Here is a 17,104-nt window from a genome sequence, read left to right on the forward strand (position 1 = left end):
CCGCGATGCGTGCGGCGCGCCCGCTTTGCGGATGTCTCGATGCCAGTTGGTCGCCGTTCATGGGCGACGGTCGGCGCCTCGATGCCGGTCCAGCGTGGGCGGGGCCGGCTCGATGATCGCCCGGACTGGCGACGGCGCGCCGACGCGCCGGGTGCCGTCGCTTTCAATCGCAGGTCTCAAGCGTCAATCGTTTTTCGCTCGTCAAGCGTTATCGGACTCGACGGACGGTGCTTCTTGGCGTACGCGCGTGCCGCTATACGATCGACCTTCCGGTGATATTTGGCTTTCAGCCGTTGTACGAGCGTGCGGGCGTCTGAGCGATCGAGGATCGTGGTCGGCGCGCCGGTGTCCTGGACGAATTGCGGCTCAGTGACAAACATCCGCTGCTCGTGTTCCCAATTGCGATCGAACGCGATATCGATGGCGTGCAAAATCCTGGACGTGTAATCGAGCATGGCTTCGGCTGCTTCGCGCGTGATCATGTAGCACTGCAAACCGACCGGGCTTTCCATCCACATCAGCTTTGTACCGCTCGACAGGTGTGCGTATTCGGTTTGCTCGCGCCTGTTGAGCCACATCAATCGCACCATGTCCCAGTGCTCGCGCGTGGCGTACAGTTCTTCGGTCGCGGATTTGAAGCCATCCAGTAACGCCACGTCGTCCTCCATGATGCAGCACGCGTTGCTCCCCGACTCCACAAGTTGTCGCCAGACAGCGCGATGACTGAGATAGCAACCGAGTTCGCCCGGTGACAGCAGCCAGCCGTAACGGCGAAGGCGGGCGCCGGTGTCGTACCCGGGGATACCGTGGCCGCAGCCTTTGAGTTCGAAGGCGTCGAAGAAGCGCGCATTGATATTTTGTTTCGCGAATTCCTCGACCATTCCTGCGCGGCGATCGTGTGCGCGCGCGAGTGAAATGCAGACGTATGACAGACCCCGTGTCATGCGAAATAACCCCGTAATAATTGAAAGCGTTTGGTCGGAAGATATCACACGCGTTACAACGCCCGAACTTCCTTACCGGTTTTCGCTAGCGACTCTATTTTACATAACGTGAATTATCGACAATTTGTGTTGTAGCGACCATATCCTAATGTCGTGTTCTGGCTATTTACAGATGTCGTGTTTTTGACTGCTGGCATGCTGGACGGCTCGTTGAGCAAGCGCGGGAGCCGACCATGCAGCCAGCCGGATTGGTGACACTGACGATGCGAGAGCTTGATCGACTCAAGGTGATCCAGGCTGTGGTGGACACGGGTTTGAAGCCAGGCCGTGCAGCCGAACGGCTGGGCCTGAGCGTGCGCCAGGTGGAACGGCTGGTGCTCCGTTATCGCGAGCGCGGGCCCGGCGGCGTAGCTTCGGGCCGCCGTGGCCGACCGGGCAACCGCAAGCTCGACGATGGGCTGGCGTTACGTGCCCTGACCGTTATTCGTGAGCGCTACGCCGATTTTGGGCCGACGCTGGCCTGCGAGAAGCTCTGGGAATGCCACGGCATTCAGCTGGCCAAGGAGACCGTCAGGAAGCTGATGACAGACGCTGGCTTGTGGATTCCGCGTCGGCAACGACCGCCGAAGATCTACCAGCCGCGAGCGCGCCGGGCCTGCCTCGGCGAATTGATCCAGATCGACGGCTGCGATCATCGATGGTTCGAGGAACGGGCGCCGGCAAGATGTCGGGCATAGGGAGCGCCGTGAAGACTTGACGAGTTCTGACGAATCGGCGCGCTGCCGACAACGGCCGGCATGCGCCCCTCTACCCTATTCTGCCGTGCTCCGTGACGCCGCCGGTGGAATTGCGTCCGATCCTGGTGGACTCCGTTCCGGGTGTTCATGCGACAACCCCAGCCTCGGACATCCGCCCACATCGTCGACATGTCGCGACAAGCCCCCCGTCAACTGCGACAACGACTCGCCATCCGCGCGCTACTGCCGAGCCCCCGATCGCGACATCGCACGCGGCCGCGTCGACCGCCGGCCATCAACCGCCGGCTGCATGCACGCGCGGCCGCCGCGTATGCCATCCGAGCGTCTGCTCCAGCGTGGCCGCGACCTGCAGCAACACCGCTTCGCTGCCCATCGGCCCGGCGAGCTGCACGCCGACGGGGCGGTCGCCCGACCAGCCGGCCGGCAGCGAAATCGCCGGCGTGCCGGTGATGTTGAAAAGCCCCGTGAACGGACAGTAGTCGAACAGCTTGTCGCACCAGCCGCGCGCGTCGAGCGTCGCATCGTTCTGGTCGAGATGGCCGAGTTCGACCGTCGGCATCCGGGTGACCGGCGTGACCAGCACGTCATAGCCGCCGAAAAACCCGCCGACGTCGCGCGACAGCACATTGAACTGCATCAGCATGCGTTGCAGGTCGAGCCCCGACAGCTGGCGCCCGTGCTCGATGCATGCATGCGTGCACGCTTCCACTTCGCGCGGATCGTACGACCGCCCGAGCGCATCGGCGGCGCCCAGCGCGGCCGACGCAAGGAACGCCGTCCACGCGGTGCAGCTCGCCGACGCAAGCGCTTCGGCGTCGTACGCAGGTACGGCCACGTCGACGTCGTGGCCGAGCTGTTCGAGCGTGCGTGCCACCTGCTCGGCCGCGGCGACGCAATCCGGATGCGTGACGCCGGCGCCGGGCATGCGCGTCGCCAGTGCCACACGCAGCCGGCGTGCGGGCGTGCGGATCGCGTCGGCATAGCGTTCGTGCGGCCGCGCGATATCGAACATCGCACCGGTCTCCGGGCCTTCGACCGCATCGAGCATTGCCGCGCTGTCGCGCACCGTGCGCGTCACGGCGAACTCGATGCCGAGACCGAACAACGGCAGGTTGTAGTCCGGGCCGACCGGCGTACGGCCGCGCGACGGCTTCAGCCCCACGAGCCCGCAGGCGGCCGCCGGCACGCGGATCGACCCGCCGCCGTCGTTTGCGTGCGCGGCCGGCACGATGCCCGCGGCCACCGCCGCCGCCGAGCCGCCGCTCGATCCACCGGCGCTGTACGCGGGGTTCCACGGGTTGCGGGTCGGCCCGTGCAGCAGCGATTCCGTCGTCGCGTTGAAGCCGAGTTCGGGCGTCGTCGTCCGGCCGAAGGTCGCAAAGCCCGCGCGCTTGAAACGCGCCATCAGCTCGCTGTCGGCAGGCGGCACATAGCGCCCGGCCAGCAGCCGCGAGCCGCCGTCGTTCGCGACGCCACCCGCATGCAGCACGAGATCCTTGATGAGGAACGGCACGCCGGCGAACGGCCCGTCCGCCGCATACTCGAGCGGCTGCTCGAAGGTTTCGATGATCGCGTTGATTTCCGGGTTGACGCGCGCGGCGGCGGCTTTCGCCGCCTGCATCGCTTCGTCGGCGCTGACATGGCCGGCGCGGATCTCGGCGGCCAGGCCGGTCGCGTCGTAACGTACGTATTCCTCGATATTCATGGGCGTTCTCCTGCGTTCGTCGGGGGTGACGGATGTCGTGATGGGCGGGACTGCGGTGAAGTGACTTCATTGAAGCCCGCGAAAAAACCATCCGAAATCGTTCAGATGAACGATGAGAACGTGCGGCAGGAATGCGGCGAACAGCGGGAAAAAGCGGCGCGCTTACGCGAGCGCGCCGTCGTCGTCGAGCACGCGGATCAGTTCGCTCTTCGTGGTCACGCGCAGCTTCACGTACACGCGGCGCAGATGATGCCGCGCCGTCGCCGGCGCGATGCCGAGGCGTTTCGCGACGCCCTTGTACGTGCAGCCGTCGCAGAAGATGCGCGCGACCGCCAGCTCGCGCGGGCTCAGCACGGCGCCGACGCCGGCCGCCCGCGCGCGCACCAGCACGTAATCGCCGAGCCGTTCGCTGTGCAGCCGGATACGCGCGCCCGACAACGCGGGCGGCGGCGGCGTGGCGTCGAACAGTCGGGCTCTCGCGTCGTCCGGCAAGCCGGTGCGATCCCACGACGGCCATTCGAGCGCGGCGAGCGCGAGGAACGCGTCGTCCGCGTACTGCAGCACGCCATGCGCGTCAAACAGCGCGGAAGCCGCGCCGCCCGTCGCGCCATCGGTCGCGTGCATCCAGTGCAGGCGGTTGCATTCGAGCGCCGACGCCATGTGCTCGATCGCGAGTTCGAGCAGGTTTGCATCGGCCGCGTCGAAGCGGCGATGCGTGCGGCGATACAGCGACAGGTGCGTGGCGCGTTGATTCCCGGCGTCCACGCACACGGCGAACAACACCTGTGCGATGCCCTGCGCCTTGCAGAACCGCCGCATCGTGTCGTTCAGCGGAACCGTCGACGTCGACGCGACGACGATCTTCTCCGACGATGTTTCCGCCAGTCGCGCCAGCGGATCGCGCAGCTTGACCTGTTCCCAGTCGTGCATGAAGCCCGGACGCAGATTGTGCAGGTACGCGCTGTGCGGCAACGGGCCGTCGGGCCGCAGGCTCGAATGGCCGAACCATGCGCCGTCGAAGTCGATGTGCTCGTTCAGCAACAGCAGGAGCCGGCGGTCGAATTCGTCGACGCGCGTGGCTTGCGGCAACCGGTAGAGCGGCAACAGCAGGCGGCCGACGCGCCGTGCAAGCGCGGCGCCTCGTGGCGGGATTGAGCGGGGGCGGATGGCATCGCGGGTCACTCGTCGTCTCCTGTCGCGTCGTCCGGGCGGCCGTGCCGTCGTGGTCGGCGCCGCCGTTTGTCGGGCGATTCTGGCATTTTTGCGGATCGCCGGCCACCGGTCGGAACCCGCTATCCGACGCCGTTCGCGGCTGTCGTTCGGCGTGGGCGGACCGTCGCCGACGCGTTTGTGCACCGATCGTCCGTGCCCGTCGGTTGAAACCGACCTTGCGCCCCCTACCCGATTCGTTTGTAGAATCGGCGTGTTCGCCGTTCACGACACGGGACAAGACATGATCCTCAGCCGCCGTCCCGCCGGATACCTGCGGCCCTTCATCGACTCGGTATGGGCATCGTATCCGCCGTTTTCGATCCGGGACGAACGTTGCCGCGAGCGCGTGCTGCCGACCGGCGCGGTACACATCGCGATCCGGCTCGATGCCGAGCCGTTGCGGCTATTCGACCGCGTCGAAGACGACACCGGCCGCACGGTCGGCGTCGCCGTGGTCGGCGGCGCACGGGCGTGCGCGTACCTCAAGGACGTCTCCGCGCCGGTGCCGACCGTCGGTGCGCTGATCCGTCCGGGCGCGGTCCGGCTCGTCACCGGCGTGCCGGCGTCGGCCTTCTACGGCCTGCACCTGTCGCTCGACGATCTGTGGGGCGCCGACGCTGCCAGCATCCGCGACCGGCTCGGCGAAGTCGCTTCCGCCGCCGCGCGGCTGGATCTGTGGGAAACGCTGCTGAGCGCACGGCTGCCGCGCGTGACCGGCATCGACCCGGCCATCGCCGCATCGATCGCGCAATTGAATCGTGGCACGGCGGTCCGCACGATCGTGCAGCAACTCGGCTGCAGCCATCGTCACTTCATCGCACAGTTTTGCGAGGCGGTCGGCATGCCGCCGAAACGCTACGGCCGCGTGCGCCGCTTCGCGCAACTGCTCGACGGCTTGTCGGCGGCGCCGCCGGCATCGTGGGCCGATGCCGCGGCGGCGGCAGGCTATGCCGATCAACCGCATTTCAATCGCGAATTCCTCGAGTTCGCCGGATTGTCACCGGAACAGTACCGGCAACGCGCGAGCGCGAACGGTTTTCACGTACCGCTCTGACTGCTGACGCACGACCGCCACGGTCGCCGCGGCGGTCAATTTTGTTCAAGACCGGGCGCCGGACGCCCGATAGGATCGAGCCACACCCACACCACCCACCGGAGGGCACCATGGCGATTCACGAAGTCTTTCCGTATCTGCGCGCCAAAAGCGCGGAAGACGCCATCGCGTTCTATGCGAAGGCATTCGGCGCGCAGGAGAAATTCCGGCTCGTCGAGCCGTCGGGGCGCATCGGACACGCGGAATTGCAGCTCGGGCCATGCACGCTGATGATCTCCGACGAGTTCCCGGAATACGATCTGTTCGCCCTCGACCCGGACGGCAACGCGCCGATGGTGCTCCATCTGCATGTCGACGACGCCGACGCGACGATCGCCGCCGCCGTCGCGGCCGGCGCGCGCGTGACCCGCGCGCTGCAGGACCAGTTCTACGGCGAGCGTTCGGGCAGGATCCGCGATCCGTTCGGTTACGACTGGCTGATCGGGCATACGATCGAAGCGGTCGAACCCGATGAAATGCAGCGGCGTTACACGGCGCTGATGTCCGGCGATCAGTGAGCATTCCGGACGGCGTACCCCGAACGATCCCCCGATATCCGCGATGCACTACCACCCCGACGACATCAGCCGGCTTTTCCTCGGTGTGCCGACGCTGCAGTTGAGCCGCCCCGCGCCCGCCGAGCGGTTTCTCGCCGCCGCCGTCGCTACCGGCGCCGAACTCCGGCATGTGCTGCGCGACTACCCGCAGGTCCGCTACCAGCCGCTCGACTTCCACTATCTGTGCCAGCAAAGCCTGTCCGCGCTGGACGACGCGCTGCTGGCCGACCTGACACGCGACATGCGGCACGGCTGGCGCGGCGCGCACTGGGCCGCGCTGCTGATCGCGTTGTCGGGCGACGCGCGCTATCTGCCGCACCTCGACGCGGCCAGGCGCCATCGCGGCGTCGAATGGACCGCCGGGCTCCTCGGCCGCCGATGCGCAATCGTCGGCCTGCCGTTGCTGCCGGTCGATCGTGCAGTTGCGTGCGCAACTGGCCGAGTTGCCGCGGGTCGTCGTCCGGTTGCGACCGTGGCTCTCGCCGGCAGCGCTCGAAGCGAGGACCAACGCCGTGCGCGCCGCCTATCGAAGCGGCGGCGCCGACGCGGCGCTGCCGATCGCCCACCGCTAGACAGCTCGGCACGCAATCGCGCGATGGCGCGCTGAACCCGCACCCCGCCCCGCACGCCCTGCCTTTCCGACCGCCGCCCCGCCGTCGACGCATCGCGATTCCGCGCGATTCCGCACAGGACCTTTCCTGTGCAACGCCTTAATCGACCGCCGCACGATCTCCAATAATGGCCGCTCGATCCATCGGCCGCCAGGCCGGACCCACAACAACAAAACTCCTATGCATTCCTGCCAAATGAACCCGCAGGCCGGCGCACGCGTCGCGGGGACCGTCATTGCCGCCTGCCTGAGCAGCTTCGTGCCGAATGTCGCGCATGCGCAGAGCAGCGTGACGCTGTACGGCCTGATCGACACGTCGATCACCTACTCGACCAACCAGCGCACGCGCGGCGCCGGCTCGCCCGCCGGCGGCAGCGTCGCGATGACGAGCGGCGCGCTGAATGCGTCGCGCTGGGGGCTGCGCGGCCGCGAGGATCTCGGCGGCGGGATGGCCGCGGTCTTCGCGCTCGAAAACGGCTTCTCGGGCACCACCGGCAAGCTGTCGCAGAAAGGCGTCGACCTGTTCGGCCGCCAGGCGTGGATCGGCGTGGGCTCGAAGACGGCCGGCACGCTTTCCTTCGGCCGCCAGTACGACCTGATCCTCGATTTCGTGACGCCGCTCGGCGCGTCCGGCCCCGGCTGGGGCGGCAACCTCGCCGTCCACCCGTACGACAACGACGATTCGAACCGCAACCTGCGCATCAACAACGCGGTGAAATATACGAGCCCGACGGTTCGCGGGCTGACGTTCGGCGCGATGGTCGGCTTCTCGAACACGGCCGGCCAGTTCTCCAACAATGCCGTGTGGAGCACGGGCGTGTCGTATGCGAACGGGCCGCTGAAGCTCGGCGCCGGCTACCTGAAGATCAGCCGCGACCGCAACGCGCCGAACCCGGACGGCGCGCTGAGCACGGTCGACGGCTCCGCGACGATCACGGGCGGCAACCAGCAGATCTGGGCCCTGGCCGGCCGGTATGCGTTCGGGCCGCACTCGGTCGGCGCCGCGTGGTCGCATTCGGCCACCGACGGCGTGACGGGCGTGCTCCAGGGCGGCAACATCGCGCCGCTGAAGGGCGAATCGCTGGTGTTCGACAACTTCTCGATCGACGGACGCTACTTCGTCACGCGCGCGTTGAGCGTCGCCGCCGCGTACACGTACACGATGGGCCGCTTCGACACCCGCACGGGCCAGACGCGTCCGAAATGGAACCAGGTCGTCGCGCAGGCCGACTACGCGCTGTCGAAGCGCACGGATGCGTATCTCGAAGGCACTTACCAGAGCGTGAGCGGCGGCAACGGCAATCCGGCGTTCAACGCGACCGTCTGGACCTTGACGCCTTCGGCGAACAGCAACCAGGTCGTCGTCGCGCTGGGGTTGCGGCACAAGTTCTGACGAATGCGGCCTCGCGCGGCCGCCCGGCTGCATCCGACGAGCACGTCACCCGTCACCCGATCGCCGTGATCGACACGAGAAAGGCCGCGCCCCGTGCGCGGCCTTTTCGCTGTGGCGGGCGTCGGGTATCGCGTACGGCGCGCGGAAGCAAGAATGCCTCCCGACTGTCGCATTTGCGCAAAAAATGCGAAGAAACTGGTCACGTTGTGACATTTTTCCTAATCTGTTTGCAGCGACGCCGCGATTCGGCGTTCCGGTCGCAACATTCTTTCATCTGGCGCACCATCGGCTTACGAGCCTGCATCACGGCAACGGAGCCGGACCTTTCGCGCCATGGCGGCCGGACAGCTGCGTGCGGACGGCACGCAGCCACGCTTTCAACGCAGTCAACCGCTGGAGACGAACGATGAGCAAAATGAACCGAATTGCGGTCCTGGCAACTTTCGTACTGCTGGCCGGTTGTCACAACGCGGCGAAAACGCCCGAGAATGCCGGCGCGGCACCGGAGCCCTCGAGCGAAACCGTCGCGACGGTGACGGCCGACGATCTGAACAATCCGAACAGCCCGCTCGCCAAGCGCAGCATCTACTTCGATTTCGACCAGTACTCCGTGAAGCCCGAATTCCAGTCGCTTCTGCAGGCGCACGCCGACTACCTGCGCAGCCACCCGGCGCGGCACGTGCTGATCCAGGGCAACACCGACGAGCGCGGCACGTCCGAATACAACCTCGCGCTCGGCCAGCGCCGCTCGCAGGCCGTGGCGAGCGCGCTTCAGACGCTCGGCGTGCCGGCCACGCAACTCGAGGCCGTCAGCCTCGGCAAGGAAAAGCCGGTCGCGCTCGGCCACGACGAGGAAGCGTGGGCGCAGAACCGCCGCGCCGATCTCGTCTATCGTTGATCCGGCGTCGCCGCGGCGGCGGCGATACGCAAAAAGCATGGAATAAACGCGCCGCCGAAACGTCTTCTCATCGCGCAGCCGCGCGGTTCACGCGAACCGCCTTTCCCGTGGCCTGCGCGCTGCAAGGAGATTGCAATGAAATCGGCAACGTTGGCCGCGGCGCTCGTCGCGGCGCTGGTGCTCGTGCTGTCGACGGGCTGTACGTCGTCGGGCAGCGGCGTGTCGCAAGGACCCGGCATGAGCCGGTATGGCGGCTCGGGAGGTAGCGGAGGCGGCGGAGGCGGCGGAGGCGGCGGCGGCTACTGACGCGCCGCCGTCAGGAAAACGGGGCGGCGCATCGCGCACGGGCACCGGAAACCGGCCGCCTCGTGCGCGACGCCCCGCCCCGGGGTGCGATTCAACGCATCGCCTTCACGTCGGCCGACGTGACGCTCGCCGGCTGGCCGCCCCACGTCGCGCGCAGGTAGTTCGCGAGCTGCGCGAGTTCGTCGTCGCTCAACGTTTTCGCGAAACCCGGCATCGGCTGCAGGTTTTCGAACCCGGCGAACTTCTGCTCGCCGATGCCGTCGAGCATCGCGACCAGCAGGTTGCGCGGATCGCCCTGGCGCACCGTCGAGTTGCCGTTCATCGGCACCGCCACGTGCGGCTTGCCTTCGCCGTTGAAACCGTGACAGCCCGCGCAGACCGCGAGATACACCGAGCGGCCGGCGGCCAGTTGCGCGGCATCGGCCGATACCGGCTTCACCGGTTGCGGCGCGGGCGGCGTATCGCCGAGCAGGTACACCGACAGTCCGCGCAGGTCGTCCTTCGTCAGGTACTGCGTGCTCAGGTGCACGACCGGATACATCTCGCCGAACGCCGAGCCTTGCGGTGCGATGCCGACGCCGAAGAACGTCTGCAGGTCGGTGCCCGTCCAGCCGCGCGCGGCGAGGCCGGCCGGCGTGATGTCGGGCGCGGCCACGCGGCCGAGCGCGGCCCCTGCGAACGGCTTCGCGCCGTCGAGCTGGCCCGTGAAGGCGCGCGGCGTGTGGCATTCCGCGCAGTGGCCGAGCGCGCCCGCGAGATAGCGGCCGCGCTGCCAGTCGGCGGATTGCCCGGTCGACGCATCCGGCAGGCTGTCCTTCAGGAACAGCATGTCCCAGAAGACCATGCCGAAGCGCAGGTTGTACGGGAACTTGAGTTCATGCGCGCGGTTTTCCTGCGCGACCGGCTTGACCGTCTTCAGGTACGCGAACATCGCGTCGGCGTCGGCGCGCGTGAGCTGCCGGTACGACGTGTACGGCATCGACGGATACAGGCGCTTGCCCGGCGCCTTGCCGTCGTGCAGCGCGGCATAGAAGTCGTCCGCGCTCCAGTTGCCGATCCCGTGATCCTTGTCGGGCGTGATGTTCGAGCCGTAGAACGTGCCGAACGGCGATTCGAGCGCCGCGCCGCCGGCGAACGGCGCGCCGTCCTTCGCGGTGTGGCACGCCGCGCAGTCGGCGGCCTTCACGAGATAGCGGCCGCGCGCGACCGGGTCGGCGCCGGGTGCGCCGGACGCCGCGTTCGAGGCCGGCGCGTCGTGGCCGCCGCACGCGGCGAGCAGCAGCGCACAGGCCGCTGCGAGCGCGGGCAGGCGCGCGGCCCGCGCGACACGATGAGCGAGTGTGCGGTTCATGCGGCGTCCTTCACGAGTCCCGGCGTCGTCAGCACCACGTCCTTGACGGCTTCGTAGTAGCGGACATAGCCCGTGCAGCGGCAGAGATGCGCGTCGAGCGCGTCGGTGATCGTGCGTTCCACGTCGGCCTTCGCGATCGGCTCGCGCTTCAGGCGTTCGATCAGCACGGTCGCCGCGTTGACGAAACCCGGCGTGCAGTAGCCGCACTGGAAGCTGAAGTGTTCGAGGAACTTCTGCTGGATCGGCGACAGCTCGACCACTTCGCCGGCTTCGTTGCGCTTCGCGTGGCCTTCGATCGTGCGGATCGAACGGCCGTGGAAGAAGTGCGCGCCGGTAATGCAGGTGCGCATTTCCTCGCTCGTGCCGTCCGGCTGGTCGACGATCACGACGCACGCATGGCAGATGCCCTGCCCGCAGCCGAGCCGCGACCCGGTGAGGCCCGCGTACTCGTGCAGGAACTCGATCATCATCAGACCTTCCGGCACCTGCATCGGACCGACGGTCTTGCCGTTGATCCTGACCGACAGCGGTTTCTGCTGGAACCGGACGAGCGGACGCTCGACGGCGGCCGCGGCCGATGCCGGCGCAGCCGGGGCAGCGGGAACGGACGCCGATGCGGCCGAAGTTGCCGCCGGTGCGGAAGCGCCAGTCGCAGCCACGCTGGCGCTCGCGGCCGAAGCCGCGGTTTGGGCGGTCGTCATGCGAGCACCTCCTGAATCTTTTGCGGGGTCACCGGCAGATCGGTGAAACGATGGCCGATCGCGTGCGCGATGCCGTTCACGATCGCGCCGACGACGGGGATCATCACCACTTCGGCGACACCCTTCGGCGGATCGGTCTCGGACAGCGGCGGCAGCACGTCGCCCGTCTGCGTCCAGACGGCGACGTCGGACGCGCGCGGCAGCTGGTAACGGTTGAAGTTCCACGTCCCGTTGCCCGGGCCGTCCTCGTAAAGCGGCAGGTACTCGTGCAGCGCATGGCCGATACCCATCGCGAGACCACCTTGCAACTGGCCCGACACGAGCTGCGGCGAAATCTGGTTGCCGCATTCCATGATCGAATGGTGCGTGAGCAGTTCGACCTTGCCGGTCGCTTCGTGCACGGCCAGCTCGACGAGCGTGCCGACCGCCGTGTAATACGTGACGGCCGCGTTGTTGCGGCTCGTCGGCGGGATGAACACGCGCTTGCGGTCCAGCACGCGGTAGCCGTTCGCGGTCGGCGGCAGCGTGCCGCGCAGCGCGGTCGCGCCGGCCGGCGCGGCGGTGCCCGGGATCGGACCGTCATCGCCCGTCTTCGGCGCGCCGACCCGCAGCGACAGCCCGTCGATCGGCAGACGCTCGACCGCGCCACCTACCTCGAATTCCGCATCGGTCCACTGCCAGCGGTTGAACACGTGCACGACGGCGCCGGTCGGCAGGCCGAGCGCATGCGCCTGCTTCGCGAGCTGTTCGAACGTCAGCGGCTCGAGGCCGTCGGCGGTCAGCTTGCCGTCGACCCAGCGTGCATCCTCGATGCGGATCGTGTACGGCGCGGCCTGGCCGCCGCCGAGGCCGCGCGTCCAGATCGACATCGCGGCCGGCCACAGCCCGTAGCGGAACACGGCGCGCGCGGCTTCGCGCGTGCTGTGCGTGAAGTAGTACGCGGAGTTCGTCGCGCTCGACGGCGACGCATAGCCCGGCGACCAGCGCGGGTTCGCGCTCAGGCGGTCCTGGTCGGCCTGCGACATCAGGTACGGGTCGCCGCTCGTCTCGACCGGCAGGTCCGGCCATTCGGTCACGGCCACGCGTACGTCGGTCGCCGGACGGCCGAGCCATTTCGCGACCGCGACGGCCTGCGACGTCGACATCCCGGTGCCGATCTCGGCCGCGGTGTGCTGCAGCGACACCTTGCCGTGCTCGTCGAATTCGACCTTCGCGAACGACGCTTCCGCGCCCGTGCCGAAATCCTTCTGCACGCACGCGAAGCCGACGCCGTAGCGCTTGCCCGGATGCGCGGCCTCGAATTCGGCCTTGCGCGCGATGCGACGCGTCCACAGCGGATGCTGCTTCGCGCGCTCCAGCACTTCGTCGACGCGCAGCGCGCCGGCGGGAATCGCGCCCTGCGTGTTCTTCATCCCCGAACGCAGCGCGTTGCGCAGACGGAAGTCGATCGGGTCGATGTTCAGTTGCGCGGCGATCTCGTCGACCGCCATCTCGGTCGCGGCCATGCTCTGCAGCGTGCCGTAGCCGCGTGCGGAGCCGGCGTCGATCGCGCGCGACGCGATCGCGACGGCCGCCAGGTCGCTCTTCGGGAAGTAGTAGATCGATTGCGCGGCGGTGGCGCCGACCATCGCGACCGACGGCGAGAAGTTCGAGCGACCGCCGCCGTTCGCCTCGAAGTCGCCCTTGAACGACTGCAGCAGGCCCGTGTTGCGGTCGACCGCGATCCGGTAACGCATCTTGAACGCGTGACGCTTCAGCGACGTCTGGAACTGTTCGTACCGGTCGTTCGCGAAACGCACCGGGCGGCCGTCCGCGTACAGCGCGCAGACGAGGCCGTAGAACGGCACGTTGAAGTGGTCCTTCGAGCCGTAGCCGACCGTGTAGCACGGATGCACGAACAGCTTCTTCACCGGGAAGCGGCATTTCGCGACCATCGCGGCCGCGTTCTCCGACACTTCGAGCGGCGACTGGGTCGGCACGACGAGGTGCAGCGATTGTGTCGCGGCGTCGTACCAGCAGTTCGCGTTGTCGGGTTCGAGCGCGGCCGTATCGACCGACTGCGTGTTGTATTCGCGGTCGAACACGAGCCAGTCGGCCGACGGATGGTCGAGCTCGCTGGCGATCTGCCCGGCGAGGAACATGCCCTGCTCGTCGAGCTTGCCGTGCTCCTTGCCGTCCGGCCAGACCGGCAGGTGCTTGCGCATCATGCTCGGGAAGATCGGCGCGTCCTTCAGGCTCGAATAGACGTCGTCGTCATAGGCCGTCTTGCCGCCCACGCGCACGTAGCGGAAGGTGCCCCACGGATCGCGCTCGAGCGGGCCCGTGACCGCGCCGTAGCGGATCACGTCGTCGCGGAACTTCAGCGCGTTCTTCGCGAAGCGGAAGCGCGCGAAGTCGTGATAGATCAGGATCGCGACCGCATGGCCGAGATACGCGGGCGTCTTGCCGGCAGGCAACAGCATGTCGTCGCCGTAGAACGCCGGGAACGCGACGCCGTCGCGCGTGAGATCGTCGGCCGTGACCACGCGGTCCGGCTTCAGCTCGTCGCCGAGCAGCGACAGGTCGAAACCTTCGTACGTGCGGTCGGCCTGCGTGACGCGCAGGATCAGCGCATGCGACTGCTGCTGCGGCCAGTGCGGCATGTCGGCGGCGCGCACGTCGCGGGCGAACACTTTCGAGCCCGTGACCTTCGCGATGCCGTCGATGCGGAATTGGGGGATGCCGGTGACGCTATCCCACTTGACGGGGGTGAGGAGTTTTTCTTCGAAGAGCGCCGCGAACGCGCGGCTGCCGATGGGCGCGACATACACCGCGACGCCCGCCAGCACGCTGGCTTTCAGAAAACCCCGCCGTGACAGGCCGTGGTTTTTCATTGGGGGGAACCTCCTGATGCGGCTCGGACGGCGATCGGGTGTCGCGGCGTTCGGAGCGGCGCGCATTCTGGCATTGTTTTTGATATATCGCCTATAGTATTTCCCGCATGAAATACTTATTGGATTTCTTATAACGGGTTTCAGCCGGGCTGCGGCGGGCGGTCGCGGGCGCGAATCGCCCGCCGTGCGCGTGCGGCCGGCGGCCGCCACGCAGGCTGCCCCCGTCTCCTGCCGGTCGCCGCACATCGTTCCGTTCGCAACGATGCTGCCTTCGCGCCGCCGAATCCGCAAGCCTCTCGCAACCGTGGTTTACGACTACCGCGCGAAGCGGTGCGCGGCGCCGTCGGGCGGCCCGCGCCGCCGGTTTTTCATGGTAATGTCGTGCGCATCCGGCTCGGCCGGGCGTCCGCCACGTGCCGTGCGGGCGTCGCCAGCCATCCCGACATCGTGTCGAGGTCAACGACCATGGCAGTCAGGGCCTCTCTCCTGAACTCCGTTCTCGCCACTCCCCCCTCCGGCAACCACCGCGTGACGGCCGCGCTGCGTCCGTCGATGCTCGTCACGCTGTTCGAGGACGTGCGCCCGATGGCGCTGTCCGGGCTCGCGAGCGGCTTCGTCGCGGCCGTCGCGCTGATCCGGCTGCAGCAGCTGTGGTGCCTCGCGTGGCTCGTCGTCGACGTCGGCCTGCTCATCGCGCGCCTGTCGATCGCACGGGCCTACACGGTGCGGCGCAACGCCGGCGACGATCGCGCCGAATACTGGGCGAGGCGCTATGCGCCGGTGTCGCTCGTCGCGTGCTTCGTGCTCGGCCTCGGCGTGATGGGCTGCGTGCAGGCGGCCGACGTCGAGCTGGGCACGCTGTCGGTGATGGTCGCGGGCGGCGTGTTCGGCGGGATCGCGTCGCGCAATGCGGCGCTGCCGCGGCTCGCGATGACGCAGGTCGTGCTCGGCGTGCTGCCGATCGGCGTCGGTGCGCTGCTGGCCCCGCGGCCGGGCGCATGGCTGCTGGTGCCGCCGCTCGCGATCTATCTCGCGGCGATGCGCACGGTCGTGCAGCGCCACTACCGCGTGCTCGTCGCGCTGATCGCCGCGCGCCAGCGCAACGCCGAACTGGTCGCGCGCTTCGACGCCGCCCTCACCTACATGCCGCACGGCCTGTGCATGATCGATGGCGACAGCCGCGTGATCGTCGCGAACCGGCGCACCGCGCAACTGTTCGGCTCGCCACGCGAGATCATGCTCGATACGCCGCTGCCGGCCGTGGTCGCCGCGCTCGGCGCGAACGCCGCGACCGATCCCGGCGGCATCGGCCTCGCCGCGCAATGCGACAGCTGGCTGAGCCGCAACGAGCCCGCGCCGTTGGACATCGCGCTCGCCGACGGCCGCCAGCTCGAACTGACGCGCCACCGCGTGCCGGACGGCAACGCGGTGATCATCGTCGAGGACGTCACCGCGCGCCGCCAGACCGAACAGCACATCCGGCACCTCGCGCGGCACGACGCGCTGACCGGTTTGCCGAATCGCCACGAGCTGCACGCGGCGCTCAAGCGGATGCTCGCGCGCCGGCCGCGGCTGCCGAGCCCGGCGTTCGCCATCATGTATCTCGACCTCGACGGCTTCAAGTCGATCAACGACCGCTTCGGCCACCAGGCCGGCGACGAAGTGCTCACGCAGGTCGCCGAACGGCTCGGCAAGACGCTGCCGCCGGGCGAGCTCGCGGCTCGCATCGGCGGCGACGAATTCGTCGTCGCGATCGACGACACGACGATGCACGCGTGCTCGATCCTCGCCGCGCGGATCATCCGGCAGATTTCGGCGCCGTATGGGTTGTCGAACGGCGAGACCGTCTGCATCGGCATCAGCATCGGCATCGCGCTCGACGACGGGCACGGCTCGCCCGACGAACTGATCCGGCAAGCCGACAGCGCGCTGTACGACGCGAAGTCGGCCGGCAAGGGCATCTACTGTTTCTATTCGAGCGGCAGCCGCCGCATGGCGCCGGCCACCGCAAGCTGAGCCCGTGACGCGCGCGCCGCGCATCAACTTTCCGTGCCCGCTGCGTTCTCCCGACGATTCAATTCCGAAACGCTTTGCCGGTCCGCACATGACGCCGTGCGTTCGCGTGTCACGTGACGTGTTCCGTAACATCGCCATCCGACGCGCCGCAAGATGACTGCAGAAGCCCGCACGATCGAGGCCGGGCACGGCATTTCGCGGCTGGCACTCTTATTGCTCCTTGATGGGGAAAGAACGTTTCAGGGAGCCCAACATGAATACCGTCGACGTGCTCGCACGAACCGAAATCATCGACGAACAGGCCGTGATCGACGGCGCATCGCTGATCCGCCGGCTCGTGTCCGAGCGCCGGATGCCGGCCGCGCGCGAAGCCGCCTGCATCGACAATCCGCCGCTCACGCTGTACGGCGCGTTTCGTCAGGGCGTCGCCGATCACGCCGCGCGACGCGCGAATCCGTATCGCGCCGGCAGCCGTTTCTGGGCACTGTGGGAAGAAGGACGTCTCGAAGCTGAAACATCCGGCCGGTAAGCGCGTCGCGCGCGCCGGCCCTGTCACGACACGGGCTGGCGCGAGAGCCGGCACGTCAATGCAGCCGGCCGGCGCGCCGGCATGGCTTCATCGCTGCAACATCGCGCGCGCCCGCGTATGGTCCCGGCAAGACACGGCCGTGCGCCCGTCCGCGGTCA

14 protein-coding genes and 1 pseudogene are annotated in these 17,104 nt (G+C 68.0%); 9 read left to right on the plus strand and 6 right to left on the minus strand.

Annotated features, from left to right (window positions below; genetic code table 11):
* Positions 1-176 precede the first annotated feature (176 nt).
* The gene (locus tag KU887_RS19235) at positions 177-881 is read right to left on the minus strand and encodes a glycosyltransferase family 25 protein (RefSeq protein WP_229699537.1); all 705 of its coding nucleotides are present in this window, start codon (positions 879-881) and stop codon (positions 177-179) included.
* Positions 882-1,177: 296 nt separating this feature from the next.
* Here KU887_RS19235 and KU887_RS19240 point away from each other — a divergent pair.
* Positions 1,178-1,666 (plus strand): annotated as a pseudogene (locus KU887_RS19240) (helix-turn-helix domain-containing protein); the annotation flags it as partial.
* Positions 1,667-1,976: 310 nt separating this feature from the next.
* Here KU887_RS19240 and KU887_RS19245 read toward each other — a convergent pair.
* Both KU887_RS19245 and KU887_RS19250 read right to left on the minus strand, forming a co-directional pair.
* Entirely contained in the window at positions 1,977-3,407 is a 1,431-nt protein-coding gene (locus tag KU887_RS19245; protein WP_258257239.1) for an amidase, read from the minus strand.
* A 162-nt stretch (positions 3,408-3,569) separates the two neighbouring features.
* Positions 3,570-4,589 (minus strand): helix-turn-helix transcriptional regulator, encoded by a 1,020-nt coding sequence (locus tag KU887_RS19250; RefSeq protein ID WP_006494845.1) that lies wholly within the window; start codon positions 4,587-4,589, stop codon positions 3,570-3,572.
* Between KU887_RS19250 and KU887_RS19255 the strand changes: the two genes are divergently transcribed.
* From KU887_RS19255 to KU887_RS19280, 6 genes are all read left to right on the plus strand, one after another.
* Positions 4,573-5,673, plus strand: coding sequence for a helix-turn-helix domain-containing protein (locus KU887_RS19255; protein ID WP_240465614.1), 1,101 nt, complete (start codon positions 4,573-4,575; stop codon positions 5,671-5,673). The two genes, KU887_RS19250 and KU887_RS19255, sit on opposite strands and share 17 nt — an antisense overlap.
* Before the next feature lie 110 nt (positions 5,674-5,783).
* Entirely contained in the window at positions 5,784-6,230 is a 447-nt protein-coding gene (locus tag KU887_RS19260; RefSeq protein WP_006484235.1) for a VOC family protein, read from the plus strand.
* Between the two features lie 43 nt (positions 6,231-6,273).
* A complete protein-coding gene (locus KU887_RS19265; RefSeq protein ID WP_258257246.1) occupies positions 6,274-6,876 on the plus strand; it encodes a hypothetical protein in 603 nt (200 codons plus the stop codon).
* A gap of 184 nt (positions 6,877-7,060) precedes the next feature.
* The gene (locus KU887_RS19270; protein WP_258257248.1) at positions 7,061-8,272 is read left to right on the plus strand and encodes a porin; all 1,212 of its coding nucleotides are present in this window, start codon (positions 7,061-7,063) and stop codon (positions 8,270-8,272) included.
* Between the two features lie 406 nt (positions 8,273-8,678).
* On the plus strand, positions 8,679-9,170 hold the full coding sequence (gene pal, locus KU887_RS19275) for a peptidoglycan-associated lipoprotein Pal (protein ID WP_006492284.1): 492 nt from the start codon (positions 8,679-8,681) through the stop codon (positions 9,168-9,170).
* Between the two features lie 135 nt (positions 9,171-9,305).
* Positions 9,306-9,476 (plus strand): hypothetical protein, encoded by a 171-nt coding sequence (locus tag KU887_RS19280; RefSeq protein WP_006484238.1) that lies wholly within the window; start codon positions 9,306-9,308, stop codon positions 9,474-9,476.
* A 91-nt stretch (positions 9,477-9,567) separates the two neighbouring features.
* On the opposite strand, the gene KU887_RS19285 is transcribed toward KU887_RS19280, so the two are convergent.
* Genes KU887_RS19285 through KU887_RS19295 form a run of 3 tightly spaced genes read right to left on the minus strand, consistent with a single transcriptional unit; the run spans position 9,568 to position 14,401 of the window.
* Positions 9,568-10,827 carry a cytochrome c gene (locus tag KU887_RS19285; protein WP_012493341.1) on the minus strand — a complete coding sequence of 420 codons (1,260 nt, stop codon included), beginning with the start codon at positions 10,825-10,827 and terminating at the stop codon, positions 9,568-9,570.
* Complete coding sequence (locus KU887_RS19290) at positions 10,824-11,528, minus strand: (2Fe-2S)-binding protein (protein WP_006483632.1); 705 nt, start codon at positions 11,526-11,528, stop codon at positions 10,824-10,826. The genes KU887_RS19285 and KU887_RS19290 overlap by 4 nt, the downstream gene beginning before the upstream one ends.
* The gene (locus tag KU887_RS19295) at positions 11,525-14,401 is read right to left on the minus strand and encodes a xanthine dehydrogenase family protein molybdopterin-binding subunit (RefSeq protein WP_258257259.1); all 2,877 of its coding nucleotides are present in this window, start codon (positions 14,399-14,401) and stop codon (positions 11,525-11,527) included. Before KU887_RS19295 ends, KU887_RS19290 begins: the two co-directional genes overlap by 4 nt.
* 465 nt (positions 14,402-14,866) lie before the next feature.
* Between KU887_RS19295 and KU887_RS19300 the strand changes: the two genes are divergently transcribed.
* Positions 14,867-16,417 carry a sensor domain-containing diguanylate cyclase gene (locus KU887_RS19300; RefSeq protein ID WP_212202946.1) on the plus strand — a complete coding sequence of 517 codons (1,551 nt, stop codon included), beginning with the start codon at positions 14,867-14,869 and terminating at the stop codon, positions 16,415-16,417.
* Positions 16,418-16,670: 253 nt separating this feature from the next.
* Positions 16,671-16,946: a hypothetical protein gene (locus KU887_RS19305; RefSeq protein WP_006483627.1), complete on the plus strand. Its 276-nt coding sequence runs from the start codon at positions 16,671-16,673 to the stop codon at positions 16,944-16,946.
* Positions 16,947-17,104: the final 158 nt, after the last annotated feature.

It is taken from the genome of Burkholderia sp. EMB26 (assembly GCF_024730645.1).
Classification (GTDB): Bacteria; Pseudomonadota; Gammaproteobacteria; order Burkholderiales; family Burkholderiaceae; genus Burkholderia; species Burkholderia cenocepacia.

What these genes read in the sequence shown, in the direction of transcription:
- KU887_RS19265 (WP_258257246.1), top strand. Translation starts at nt 6,274, where the DNA reads ATGCACTACCACCCCGACGACATCAGCCGGCTTTTCCTCGGTGTGCCG.
- KU887_RS19260 (WP_006484235.1), top strand. Translation starts at nt 5,784, where the DNA reads ATGGCGATTCACGAAGTCTTTCCGTATCTGCGCGCCAAAAGCGCGGAA.
- KU887_RS19290 (WP_006483632.1), bottom strand. Translation starts at nt 11,528, where the DNA reads ATGACGACCGCCCAAACCGCGGCTTCGGCCGCGAGCGCCAGCGTGGCT.
- KU887_RS19270 (WP_258257248.1), top strand. Translation starts at nt 7,061, where the DNA reads ATGCATTCCTGCCAAATGAACCCGCAGGCCGGCGCACGCGTCGCGGGG.
- KU887_RS19245 (WP_258257239.1), bottom strand. Translation starts at nt 3,407, where the DNA reads ATGAATATCGAGGAATACGTACGTTACGACGCGACCGGCCTGGCCGCC.
- KU887_RS19280 (WP_006484238.1), top strand. Translation starts at nt 9,306, where the DNA reads ATGAAATCGGCAACGTTGGCCGCGGCGCTCGTCGCGGCGCTGGTGCTC.
- KU887_RS19255 (WP_240465614.1), top strand. Translation starts at nt 4,573, where the DNA reads ATGGCATCGCGGGTCACTCGTCGTCTCCTGTCGCGTCGTCCGGGCGGC.
- KU887_RS19305 (WP_006483627.1), top strand. Translation starts at nt 16,671, where the DNA reads ATGAATACCGTCGACGTGCTCGCACGAACCGAAATCATCGACGAACAG.
- KU887_RS19235 (WP_229699537.1), bottom strand. Translation starts at nt 881, where the DNA reads ATGGTCGAGGAATTCGCGAAACAAAATATCAATGCGCGCTTCTTCGAC.
- pal (WP_006492284.1), top strand. Translation starts at nt 8,679, where the DNA reads ATGAGCAAAATGAACCGAATTGCGGTCCTGGCAACTTTCGTACTGCTG.
- KU887_RS19300 (WP_212202946.1), top strand. Translation starts at nt 14,867, where the DNA reads ATGGCAGTCAGGGCCTCTCTCCTGAACTCCGTTCTCGCCACTCCCCCC.
- KU887_RS19285 (WP_012493341.1), bottom strand. Translation starts at nt 10,827, where the DNA reads ATGAACCGCACACTCGCTCATCGTGTCGCGCGGGCCGCGCGCCTGCCC.
- KU887_RS19295 (WP_258257259.1), bottom strand. Translation starts at nt 14,401, where the DNA reads ATGAAAAACCACGGCCTGTCACGGCGGGGTTTTCTGAAAGCCAGCGTG.